This is a genomic window from Fredinandcohnia onubensis (assembly GCF_002734215.1).
Taxonomy (GTDB): domain Bacteria; phylum Bacillota; class Bacilli; order Bacillales; family Bacillaceae_L; genus Ferdinandcohnia; species Ferdinandcohnia onubensis.
The window spans coordinates 25,634-38,154 of record NZ_NSEB01000025.1 but is presented as its reverse complement, the minus strand read 5'-3'; the positions used below and the strand labels follow the sequence as shown (position 1 = coordinate 38,154).

General features: G+C 37.3%; 13 protein-coding genes. All 13 read right to left on the bottom strand.

The genetic code is table 11. The features are described from left to right. Nucleotides 1–12: 12 nt before the first annotated feature. The 13 genes from CKK03_RS22435 to CKK03_RS22380 all read right to left on the bottom strand — a co-directional run bounded on the left by CKK03_RS22435 (nt 13) and on the right by CKK03_RS22380 (nt 12,399). Nucleotides 13–678: a hypothetical protein gene (locus tag CKK03_RS22435; protein WP_099364732.1), complete on the bottom strand. Its 666-nt coding sequence runs from the start codon at nt 676–678 to the stop codon at nt 13–15. 149 nt (nt 679–827) lie between these two features. Then, the gene (locus tag CKK03_RS24080; RefSeq protein ID WP_245864263.1) at nt 828–1,574 is read right to left on the bottom strand and encodes an SEC-C metal-binding domain-containing protein; all 747 of its coding nucleotides are present in this window, start codon (nt 1,572–1,574) and stop codon (nt 828–830) included. After that, complete coding sequence (locus CKK03_RS23930; RefSeq protein WP_218962822.1) at nt 1,556–1,963, bottom strand: hypothetical protein; 408 nt, start codon at nt 1,961–1,963, stop codon at nt 1,556–1,558. Before CKK03_RS23930 ends, CKK03_RS24080 begins: the two co-directional genes overlap by 19 nt. Before the next feature lie 65 nt (nt 1,964–2,028). Next, nucleotides 2,029–2,358 carry a hypothetical protein gene (locus CKK03_RS22425; protein WP_099364731.1) on the bottom strand — a complete coding sequence of 110 codons (330 nt, stop codon included), beginning with the start codon at nt 2,356–2,358 and terminating at the stop codon, nt 2,029–2,031. Between the two features lie 190 nt (nt 2,359–2,548). Then, on the bottom strand, nt 2,549–3,499 hold the full coding sequence (locus CKK03_RS22420) for a ribose-phosphate diphosphokinase (RefSeq protein ID WP_373604859.1): 951 nt from the start codon (nt 3,497–3,499) through the stop codon (nt 2,549–2,551). A gap of 357 nt (nt 3,500–3,856) precedes the next feature. Further along, complete coding sequence (locus tag CKK03_RS22415) at nt 3,857–4,816, bottom strand: 2-hydroxyacid dehydrogenase (protein ID WP_099364730.1); 960 nt, start codon at nt 4,814–4,816, stop codon at nt 3,857–3,859. Then, complete coding sequence (locus CKK03_RS22410; protein WP_099364729.1) at nt 4,817–6,322, bottom strand: xylulokinase; 1,506 nt, start codon at nt 6,320–6,322, stop codon at nt 4,817–4,819. It abuts the gene before it with no gap. A gap of 21 nt (nt 6,323–6,343) precedes the next feature. Beyond that, nucleotides 6,344–7,168 (bottom strand): class I fructose-bisphosphate aldolase, encoded by an 825-nt coding sequence (locus tag CKK03_RS22405; protein WP_099364728.1) that lies wholly within the window; start codon nt 7,166–7,168, stop codon nt 6,344–6,346. Between the two features lie 129 nt (nt 7,169–7,297). Then, nucleotides 7,298–8,335 (bottom strand): zinc-dependent dehydrogenase, encoded by a 1,038-nt coding sequence (locus CKK03_RS22400; RefSeq protein ID WP_099364727.1) that lies wholly within the window; start codon nt 8,333–8,335, stop codon nt 7,298–7,300. 116 nt (nt 8,336–8,451) lie between these two features. Then, nucleotides 8,452–9,729: a TRAP transporter large permease gene (locus tag CKK03_RS22395; RefSeq protein ID WP_099364726.1), complete on the bottom strand. Its 1,278-nt coding sequence runs from the start codon at nt 9,727–9,729 to the stop codon at nt 8,452–8,454. Beyond that, complete coding sequence (locus CKK03_RS22390; protein WP_099364725.1) at nt 9,729–10,241, bottom strand: TRAP transporter small permease; 513 nt, start codon at nt 10,239–10,241, stop codon at nt 9,729–9,731. Before CKK03_RS22390 ends, CKK03_RS22395 begins: the two co-directional genes overlap by 1 nt. A gap of 69 nt (nt 10,242–10,310) precedes the next feature. Beyond that, a complete protein-coding gene (locus tag CKK03_RS22385) occupies nt 10,311–11,345 on the bottom strand; it encodes a DctP family TRAP transporter solute-binding subunit (RefSeq protein ID WP_099364724.1) in 1,035 nt (344 codons plus the stop codon). Between the two features lie 187 nt (nt 11,346–11,532). Continuing rightward, complete coding sequence (locus tag CKK03_RS22380) at nt 11,533–12,399, bottom strand: MurR/RpiR family transcriptional regulator (RefSeq protein WP_099364723.1); 867 nt, start codon at nt 12,397–12,399, stop codon at nt 11,533–11,535. Between the last annotated feature and the right edge of the window lie 122 nt (nt 12,400–12,521).

The window sequence follows — 12,521 nt, the reverse complement described above, 5'->3', positions numbered from 1 at the left end:
TTTCCTACTCGACTATCTCCTCAACAACTCAATCCCCATCCAAATTTTCCATATGACGAAGGCGCCAACAAAAGAAAGGATACTTAGGACTATGCCTAGTGCCAATCCCCTGCCGTATAACGCTTCGTATGTTCCTCCAAAGAGGACGATTAGACTAATCAATATCGTGAACACACCCAACGACTTCGAAAACAACCTCGTTTTTAAAATGAGGATTCCTACTTGAATGAGCCATATGCTTAAACAGATACTGGATAATACGGAGATGACGAGGCCAAGTTCAATCATTGGATGGATAGTCGAGAGAGCTTCTTGAATGTTTTTGTCTTCATTTGCGAGATCATGGAGGGCCGCAGCGGGCAGGAGCATGTATAATGTATAGGAAAATAAATGGAAGTATGCGAACCTTGAGACATTTGAATTCATTTCCGGATAGCCTTTGCGGAGGCGCATGTCAATCGCTTCAACCGTCCAGAATAATAAAATGATGGCGAATGCCCCGAGTAACAATAATGCCCAGTTTAGAACTGGATAAGCTGCAAGTGAATGTACAGTTTGCTCATAAACATCTTTTCCCTCGACGTTTTTCATTGCAACTGCCTGTGTTAAGACCATCACAAGAACAAGCACCAACGCAGACACAATCGCACAAACTCCACCAACCCGTTGACGTGACATCCATGAATCCCCCCTACATTTTTTACTACTTTATTCGCTTCGAAACCAGAACATTCTCCTGACGTTTTTGGGACCTGTCCCTCTAACCCACTTGATCATTGTCCACAAAAAAAACGGCGAACCCCCAAATAGGATTCAGCCGTTACTGTTTATTTTCCACAGCATTTTTTATATTTTTTTCCGCTGCCACATAGGCAAGGATCGTTTCTGCCTACTTTATTTTCGTTTATTACCGGAGTTATTTGAATCGCTGGACCCTCTTTTTCCATTTCATTTTTCTTCCACTCGAGTAGGTCAGGGTGCTTCTCTCCAAGAATCGTGTAAAAGCTGTAGGCGACGTGCTCAATTTCTACTAAAGAAAAATCATATTCGTACTCCATATGGGCGTTCATTTCAGGAAGGGCCTCTTTTGAAAAATGGAAACTAAGCGCCTCAATGATGGGCTCTTGAACATCCAATTCATCGGTTTCACGATAGGCCTTTTTTAATTCCTGAAGCGCCAGATCGGTTTTGATATTTCCTAAAATGGATGCAGCATATATGACAGACTCTGGCTTTCTTACATAAGGAGCAATCGCTTTTACTACTTGATCTGAGCCAAAACGGACTAACGCTGCATTAACTTCCTCCAATAAGGCGTCATCATCCCTTGTTAAAAAGCTTGCAAACAGTGGAATGTGTTTTTCTAGTTTTAGTAATCCGGCCATATAGACATTCATAATCCCATTTTCAGAAAACCACTCTTCGTTGGCTTCATCTGCAAGAACGGTATCAATATCTTCCTCATCTATCCAACCCTTTTCTACAATACACTCAGATAGCTTTTTCGCGATTGGATAATAGTCATATTCAGGGGAAAGGGAACGATCAATCCTATTTAATACCTCGCCGTACATGGAATAAACTTCTTCTCCTCTCCATGCTCGATAACCTCATGGATTGCCCAGATTTGTTTCGGGAGATATTTTTCAAGTTGTTTTTTATACTTTAAAGCAAGCGTAGTATCAATATTATTTAATAACCCCAAAGCCAGATGACGGTCATTCTGCTTCATAGTTGGAATATTTTCAATTAAAATAGTCAGTGCTTCTTCATTGATTTTTTGTTTATCTAGAAACATTAATATGTAAGATTGCTTCACTTCGTTGCTAAATGCTTCCTTGAGTAACTCAACAGTCCACTCTTCTGGAACGTTTGGATATTCATGTATCGCATGTAAGACTGTTTTTTGAATTAAAATATCATTTGAAAGTAGGTGTGGCTTAATTTTTTCTAAAAATGTCATAAGAGTGTATCCTTTCGCTATATATTAATGCATTTTGATATATGTAGGCATCGTCTATATAAATGTTATTTATTACTAGAAAATCTAATATCGGCAATTTGTGTTGGTGATGTTTGAATTACAGTACGTAAAGATCTTATTAAAGGATGATTTGGACTCCAAGCGGAGATATCAATTAAATTAATACTAATTGTATCCTTATTTTCATTTATAATATTATTAATTTGCTCATATGCTTTACGAGCTCCTTCTGTTTCTACTACATCAGATGCAATAATAAACCTCCAATATTCTCCATCAGATTCATAGAGCCAGAATGCAGCGTGAACATCAAAATTAGCATAATCTAATTCCTTTATTAATATCTTACCCTCATTAATATCTTTTTCTACCAAAACGTTTTAACCACTGCAATACCCCCTCGTTCGGATCTGATACAGCAACTCAAGAATAATATCGATACGGTCTAAAAATTGGTTAGTTTCAGGGACAGCTTTACTTTGAGAGTTATGGTGGGACGAGGGACCTATCCCTTTGTCCCAAAAAAGGGCCGTTCCAAAAATGGAACAGCCCCGCTACGTACTTTTATTCGAATAAAGGACTAACAGCTCTTTCGTTGTGGATGCGGTCAATTGCATTCACTAGTAATGGTGCGACTGAGATTGTAGTGATTTTGTCGATTTGTTTTTCTTCTGGTAATTGGATGGTGTTTGTGATTACCAGTTCTTGAATTGGTGAAGATTCAATTCTTTCAATCGCTGGGCCAGATAGGACTGGGTGCGTACAGCATGCGTATACACCTTTTGCTCCCATTTCTTTTAATGCTTTCGCAGCTAGGGTGATGGTTCCAGCTGTGTCAATCAGGTCGTCAATGATGATCGCATTTTTTCCTTCAATGTTACCAACGATGTTCATAATCTGTGCCACATTTGGCTTCGGACGACGCTTATCAATAAATGCAATTGGTACATTTAGTTGGCTCGCTAATTTTCTAGCTCGAACAACTCCACCTTGGTCAGGTGCAACGATGACAACATCTTCAAGGCCTTTTTCAGCGAAATATTTCGCTAGAAGGGGTACACCAAGTAATTGATCAACAGGAATATCAAAAAATCCTTGGATTTGTGGTGCATGCAGGTCCATGGTTACAACTCTTGTTGCTCCCGCTTTTTCCAGTAGATTTGCTACAAGCTTAGCGGTAATTGGCTCACGTGAGCGAGCTTTTCGGTCCTGTCTCGCATAGCCATAGTATGGGATGACAAGATTGATGTTTTTTGCAGAAGCGCGTTTTAACGCATCAATCATAATTAGTAATTCCATAATATGTTCATTTGCAGGCTGTGAAGTTGACTGTACTAAATAGACCTCGCTACCTCGAACACTTTCTTCTATATTTATTTGAATTTCTCCATCACTAAAACGTGTAACTGAACACTTTCCTAATTCGCACCCTAATAACGACGCCATTTCCTCTGCCAGTTTAGGATTCGAATTTAAAGTAAACATTTTAAAACACTGATTCAATTGGTAAGCCACTGTTAGTCCTCCATGCAAAAAATATTCTATATATAATATAACCTAATTTTGTACTCTTACCTAGTGTCGATTCACAAATTTCGACAAAAATCTATATAAAAACGTTAAAAAGGGCACCACACACGTGATACCCTTCCTAATCAAATACAACTTGGCGTATTTGCGCCCGATTTTTTGGCCACGGGAAGTGGGTCATAAAGACGTTGCCACAGGAAGTGGCGTATTTAGTCTTGATCTTACTGCTCGAAAAAATTTCTTTGAAAAATCGTGGCATCCCCAATCAACTAAAAATCGTCAATTTTGTACAATAAACTACATATGGGACAGTGGTGTTCGTCAATCATTTCAGTCTACCTTTTAAACTTTTGATAGGGGCTCTCTACCTTGAAGTACATTAATTATATTATCTGCTACCAAATGCGCCATATTTGTTCTCGTTTTCACACTCGCACTACCAATATGTGGTAGAGTCACTACGTTAGGAAGAGTAAGCAAAGGATGGTCAACAGGCACAGGCTCCTGTTCGAACACATCTAATCCTGCAGCCCATATTTGATGGTTCTTAAGGGCATGATATAAAGCAGTCTCATCAACAATACCGCCTCTAGCACTATTGATTAAAATTGCTTCTTTCTTCATGAGAGAAAGCTCCTCTTCGCCAATTAAATGATGAACCTCTGGACTATAAGGAAGCAGAAGACATACAAAATCAGACTTTTTTAATAGGGTGTGTAAATCTACGTATTTAATTCCTAAATTTTTTTCTGTTTCCAGTTTACGTGAACGATTATAATAAATGACTTCCATATTGAAGCCCTTTGCCCTCTTAACTAGAGCCTCTCCTATCCGGCCCATTCCTATAATTCCAATTGTAGACCTATAAATATCTTGGCCTGTCAGTTCCATAGGCGACCAAGCCCCCCACTCACCACTACGCAAGAAATCTGAAGCCTCAGTAACCCGTCTTGCTGTTGCCATTAACAGTGCAAATGTTAAATCAGCCGTCGTTTCTGTCAATACACCAGGAGTATTTGTAACAATAATTCCACGACTTGCCGCTTCCTTCACATCAATATTGTTATAGCCAACTGCTAAATTGCTGACAACCTGTAATTTGGGAGCATGGTCAAAAACCTCTTTATCAATTTTATCCGTTAATAAACAGTAGAGACCATCCACATTTTCAAGTTCTTTTAACAAAACCTCACGCGGTACAGGTATTGTCTCCTCATGCCACATCTTTATGTCAAAATGGATTGCAAGTTTCTCATAAATCTCATTTGGCATCTTTCTTGTAATATAAACGGTCTTTTTCATTTATTCACCACTCTCCAACCTCTGTTCCGTACTGATCGCAAAAAATTGCTTTAATGACGGATATAATTCACAAAACACTTTATATAAATGTTCGTATTGGGCAACTTCACTTGTTTTCGGTTCTACAACATTAATCGTTTTGTTATCTATTACTTGTGCTGCTTCTTCTAAGGTTGGAAAATAACCAATAGCTGTTCCTGCAAGTAAACAGGCTCCTAAAACACCAGTTTCAGATATATCCTTAATCTCAATGTTCTTATTTAAAACATTTGCTTTAATTTGTGCCCATTCCTTGTTCTTTGAACCACCACCGATTGATTGAAAACGATCGAATTGGAGGCTATACTTTGTTTCAATAATTTCATAGATCTGCTTTAAACCAAAGGCACAGCCTTCTAAAATAGCACGGAACATGTCGGCTTTGGATGTATTCAAATGGATTCCTACAAAAACACCCCTTGCATTCGGATCCCATATTGGCGATCTTTCACCCTGCATATACGGTAGGAAATATACGCCATTTGATCCTATAGATGATTGATTATACAATTCTCCATATATTTCTTTTGTATGCCCTTCTGTTTTTAGGAAATTGTCATAGAACCACTGAATCGATGCCCCAGGAAAAGACATAGCTCCGTGTGAAAGCCATTGGCGTTTGTTGACATGACACCGATTTAGGAATCGCTTATCCAATTTATCAGGTAGATCTGTACATACCGTTAGGACATTTGATGTACCAACAGACTCAAACATTTCATTGGGTTTAATGCTTAAAGCAACAGTTGAGCACGCAGTATCTGCAGCACCCGAAATAACAGGTATATTTTCCGAAGACAACTCAGGTATTTTTACATTTCCAACTACAGATTTTGGATCCACTACTTTAGGCAGCTTCTTCTCATCGACCCCTACTTTTTCATAAATCTCCTTTGACCACTCATAGTTCACGACATCGTAAATTCCTGAATACGAACTTTGAGTCCAGTCCATCACAAATTCCCCTGTTAGCTTATGCAAAATAAAAGTGGATAAATTTCCCCATTTATACGTTTTTTCATAGTCCTTAGGAAAGTGATTTTTAAACCAAAGGTAGGTTGTCACCGTATACATCCCTGGCTCTAGTCTATTTTTCGTGATTCTGTCCAAGTTGTCCACACCGACTACATTCTTTATCCAATCAGATTCTTCTTTACTCCTCTGGTCTAGGTATATAATTCCCTGATAGAGAGGCTTGCCATCTTTATCTAAAAAAACGGATGAATTGCAAAAGGTAGATAGCGAGATTGCATCAACGCTTCCACCTTTCTCTACTTCATTACATACTTTTAATAGCAATGATTTGGTTTTATCCCAAATATCTTCAAGATCGATTTCTATCCAAGTCTTTTTAGGATAAAGAAGGGAGTATGGTTGGTACTCAAGGTACCCCAATACTCCTTCTTGATTCATTGCGCCTACTTTAATACCACTTGTTCCGATATCAATCCCAATAACGTGAGACATAATCTATCACACCTATTTGTATTATACGTTTGCTGGTTGATTAATTAACTCATTATACAATTCTACTGTTTCTTTTACAGTTCCACCATGATGGATAATGTTTTTAAACGCTTTTACAACTGCTGTCGGATTTGGGTTATTCCAAACGATTCGACCGAATGTAATACCAGTACCTCCAGCATCAATTACATCGTAAACCATTTGGAAATAGTCTTCAATGTTATTTCCATTGTCTCCACCCGCAACTACAACTTTACCAGGTGTTGATTCAACTACTTTTCTGAATGTATCAGGATTACCAGTATACTTTGTTTTTACAATATCAACACCTAATTCAGCACCCGCACGTACCGCATATGCAACATGCTTCCAATCATTCTTTTCATGATCAGGTATTTGGTTTCCTCTTGGATAGATATGCGCAATCATTGGAACTCCAAGGGCAGCAGCCTGACCTGAAACGATTCCTAGGTTACGAAGTTGTTCAGGTTGATCATCTCCTCCAACAATACAACCCATTGAAACAGCATCTGCTCCTAAACGAACAGCCTCATCAACCTCTGTAACCCAAGCATCATAATTTGGTTGCCATGGTGAAAAAGTAGAAAGTTTTAAGATAAGGCCTGTTTTTCCAACATGTGGACGATAGCTCATATCCGCAATCCCTTTATGCATTGTCATTGCATCAGGGCCACCTGCAACAATTTCACTAACCTTACGATTGATTGGCATTAATTCATCGAAAATACCCCTTGCCATCGCTTGATCAACTGCAACAGCTAATAGTTTTCCAGTATCTTGATTTAATAATCTACTCATCCGAACTTCTTTACCTAATAATGCCATAATAAAACACTCCTTAGTTTTTAATATTTGTTATTTTATAGTTACCTTAAAGGGAATCACACACACATTTTTCAAGAACCTTAACTACTTTCTTCATTTAAACTATCCTAACTTGGCAGATTACGAATCTTATAACGTAATAACCGATTTCATTCCATTACCATTTCTAACATCTAAAATAGCCTGTTCAATGGTATCTAATGTATATCCAGTTGTCGTTAGTACTTCCGTATTAATTTTACCTGTGGCAATCAATGCTAAGGATTTATGATAATCTGCACGTGTCAATGCAGAGGTACCATTGACTGTAATTTCATTATAGTGAATGATATTAGGATCAATTTCAGATAAAACTCCTTTAGTAAATCCAGCAAACAAATTCAAAGTTCCACCTTTTTTCAGTAGGTTTGCGCAGGATTTTACTAAGAAAGGTACGCCAATCGCCATGAGAACAACATCCGCACCAAGGCCATCTGTTAGATTTAATACAAGGTCCTCTAGAGATTCTTCATTTGGATTTACTGCAAAATCTGCACCAGCTTTAATAGCTCTTTCACGACGATGTTCAATTGGTTCGCTTAATATAACTGACTTCGCACCTGCAATTTTTGCTAATTGCACATGCATTAGTCCAATTGGGCCTCCTCCAACAACAACGACAACATCACCCATTTTCACATTGGCTTTGCGTTGGCCATTGATACAGCACGCTAAAGGTTCAGTTACTACCGCTTGCTCAAATGAAATATGATCAGGAATCTTAACAATGTTTCCAGCTTCTACTGCAGCACTAGGGATTCGTACATATTCAGCAAAACCTCCGTCATACTCATACCCGATAGCTGTACGGTTTGCACACACATTTTCTCTGCCATTTTGGCAATAGTAGCATTTACGACAAGGGATAACAGGCATTACACCAACTCGGTCACCAGTGAAGAAATCTTTCACCGCGGATCCAACTTCTTCAATTGTTCCTACAAGCTCATGACCAATAATGGAAGGAGTACGTACTCCCTTTGTTTTTTTTCCTTCAAAGATTCTTACATCTGTTCCACAAACCGCACTTGCATTCACTTTTAAAAGAATTTCATGCTCGTTAATTTGTGGCTTTTGTACTTCCTCTAATTGTAATTTGTTTGGTCCATGAAAAACTGCTGCTTTCATCTCAAACCACACTCCCGTTTCGTCTTAATATATAGTATACAATATTTGGCGGAAATTTCCTTCATATTTTTTATAAAAATTAAGGAGAATATTTTCTCCCTAATATTTTCTAGTTATTATAAATCAAACCAACTTATCGGTACTGTAATTAACTGAGGTACAAAAATGAACAACAGTAATGCAGCAAACGTTACAACTAACCACGGTAAGGTTGCTCTACTTAAGGTTTCTATCTTCATCCCCGTAATATTAGAAGTAGCGTATAGGCATACTCCAATCGGTGGTGTAACTAATCCAACTGAAAGAAGTACAACTAAATAAATTACAAAAAATACAGGATCGATACCTACTGAATGGATTGTTGGCATTAAAATTGGAACAAGGATAAATATTGCGGCTGTTGCATCCATGAACATTCCAACAATAATTAGAAATACAAATAACAACAACATAATTACAATCTTACTATCACTTATCCCACTAATGAAGGTTGCTACCTTTGTAGGAAGACCATCATATTCAAACACCCAACTTGCTGCCTTAGCAGTTACTGCGATAAAAAGAATAGTACCTGTTAGGTTTGCTGTTCTAAAAAAGATATTCGGTAATTTTTTAAATGATAATCCTTTATAAACAAATAACGCTACAAATAATGTATATAACACCGCAATAGCTGCTGCCTCTGTCGGTGTGAATATTCCACTTAAAATACCTGCAAGTAAGATTACTGGCGCTAACAATGCCGGAAAAGCACGTATAAATTCTCTTCCAAGTACCTTCCATTCAAATTTTTGATGAACACCAAAATTATGCTTTTTACTATAATAATGGTTGTACCCCATAAAAATAAGAGCAATAATTAAACCTGGTACTAGCCCCCCAACCAAGGCTGCTCCTATTGAAACACCTGCTGTTGATGCGGCAACTACCATTAATATACTTGGAGGAACGATTGTTGCTAGCATTGACGTTATTAACGTTAAAGCTGCTGCGTATTCCAATGGATATTTGTTTCTGGTCATCGCATTTATTGTAATACGACCAGTACTAGCAATATCCGCCACAGAAGAACCGGCCATACCAGCAAAAATCAAACTTGCTAGAACATTTACGTGCCCTAGTCCACCAGTCATCCAACCAACAAGACTCTTTGCAAAGTCAAATATTTTTTCTGCAACTCCACCTTCATCCATAATAATTCCTGCCAGGATAAAGAGTGGGACGGCAACCATGATAAAGCTATTCATCGAGCTATACATTGATTGAATAACGATACTAATTGGAACATCTGTAAAAATAAGCACACTCGCAACTACTGAAATACCAAGTGAGGTAGCAATAGGTATCCCGATAAACATTAAGATGAAGAATAATACAAGTAAAAAAATTGACATTAATTCTCCACCTCCTCTTCTTCAATAAGCGCACGGTCATATATGAGTGATTGAATGGTATTGATAATTCCAATCAAACCTGAAAATGGAACACAAAGTCCGATAATCCACATTGGTAATAACAATACAGAGCTAGTTTCATTGGTGTTAATTTGCTGTGACATTAATTCGATTCCTAAAACAACCATAAATATAAAGAATCCAATTGAAGCAATACTATATATCCATACTGACCCTTTTTGCAAAAATTTAGGCAAATAGTTTAAAAGTAATGTAACCCTTGCAGATTCGACTTTACGAAATCCGATTCCAATTCCCAGATAAATCAACCATACAAACATAAATCTTGTTAATTCCTCAGTCCACGGTGCTGGTTGCCCTATTAATCTACCAATGACCTGCCAGATTACTACTACAAATATGCCCGCAGCCGTCAAGGAGGCCAATGTATCAGTTATGCTATTGATGGCTCGAAATACAGGATTAATTTTTTTATTCCCATCCTTTACCATAGCTCTCTCCCTCACTTGATGTTAAAATACGGTCCCTTATCGATTTAGGGACCGCAAACTCACCTAAATTTACTCACTTTTCCCGACAAACTCTAGTACTTTTGTAAAGAACTCTTCATCTTTTACAAGTTCTTTAAATGTTGGATACGCTTTCTTTGAAATTTCAACGAATAACTGTTGCTGTTCACTTGTTAGCTCATTAACCTTAACTCCTTCACCTTCAAGGAACTCAATTGCTGTTTCAGCTTCTTTATTATCATAATCTAAAGCCCAACCTTGAATTTCCTTTGAAGCCTCAGTTAAGATCTTTTGTTGCTCATCTGTTAAAGAATCAAACTTTTCTTGGTTAATTCCTACTACCCAGCCATCAGCCATGTGGTTAGAAATTGTTAAGTATTCTTGTACTTCATATATTTTCGCTGAAGTGATAACACCAAGTGGATTTTCCTGTCCATCGATTGTTTTTAATTGTAACGCGTTATATACTTCACTAAAATCCATTGGAGTTGTTACTGTACCTGCCCCCTTGAAAAACTCAACCCATAATGGATTGTTAGGTACACGTAGCTTAAGTCCTTTTAAATCTTCTGGTTTTGTAATTGGATTTTTAGAGTTTGTGATTTGTCTGAAGTCACGTGTCCAATATCCTAATCCGTGAATACCTAACTCAGATACTGAACCTAATAGTTCAGTGCCAAGATCCCCATTTAAGAAAGATACAAATTGGTCTTTGTCATCAAATAAATACGGAATACTGATTGCGCTAAATTTCGGTTCAAAGTTCGCATAAAGAGATGTTGAGAGCACGAGCATATCCAAACTTCCTGCTCCTAGTTGCTTAACTGCAGCAGAAGGATCCCCACCATATAATGTTCCATTTGCATGAACCTTAATTTCAATTGAACCATTACTTTTCTCTGAAACTACCTTCGCAAATTCTTTTGCAGCTAGAGTTACTGATGCCTCATCTGGATCTGGAGTAGCTAGTGTAAAAGTTACCTTCTTTTCCGATCCATCTTCCTCTCCACCACTTGCAGAGCTACCACAAGCTACCAAAGCTACTGATAATAATGCCGTTAAAAATAGTGTGAGTATCTTCTTCATTTCTTTTCCCCCTTAAACCCCTTTTTTGATAACGCTTACTTTTCTGAATAAAAAAAGAAATTAAGCACCGTTGAATTTTCAGAATACTTAACTTTTGACTCAATGATATCATATGGTGGTAATTTCCTTCAAGTTATTTTTAAAAAAAATGAACATTTTTTTCACAATTAGTTTTTTTTGATGTCTTTTATAGCTTTTTATCAATAGTCGATCTTCGCGTTTTTTGAAGATTGTTATAGGTAAGTTCATATTTTTGGTTTGCAACTGCCGCTACTAGGATATCGATAATCGTTAATTGTGCAATCCTTGAAGATATAGCATCTGTTCGAAAAAGCGTTTCCTTAGAAGCAGTTTGTAAAACAATATTTGAGATATTTGTGATTGGTGATTTTGATGCATTCGTAATACAAATGAGAGTTGCACCTGCTTCTTTTGCTAGTTTCATCGCGGCTAAAACATCTGTATTTGAACCTGTATGAGAAATACCGATAACAACGTCATTTTCCGTGAGAACACTTGCAGACATTGCCTGTAAAACAGAATCACTATAAGCGAAAGATTTGATCCCTAATTTTAATAGTTTATGATGGGCATCCATTGCCACAGTTCCTGACCCACCGTTACCATAGAATTCTATCAAGCGAGCCTTCGAGATTGCATGTACTGCTTTTTGAATTTCTTCATCACTACAAACCTCCATTGAATCATAAAGTGCCTGAATGTTTGATTGAAAAACCTTCTTTTTAATTTTTTCAACATCATCTCCTTTTTCAATTACTTCATGTATCTGCTTTTCAGGAGAGATTAATTCCCTTGCCAAGTGAATTTTTAAATCTTGGAAACCCTTATAACCAAGGCGCTTACATAAGCGTACAACAGAAGACTCACTTGTTTCACTTCTTTCTGCTACCTCAGTTATTGACAAATGAATAATTTCATCTTGGTTTTTCTCAATAAAATGGACAATTTTCTTTTCTGAATCTCTAAGCTTTGTCATTGCAGCATTTATTCTTGTAAAAAAGCCAGGATTCGTATTAACATTTAACTCACTCATATATTTGCCCCCTTCTTATGCACAAGCATTTTAATGTATTTATTATTTTATTAAAATATTGTGTTGTTTACTAGTATTATTTTTGGTTTGCTCGAATCTATTAAAGATAATTTTGATTCAGT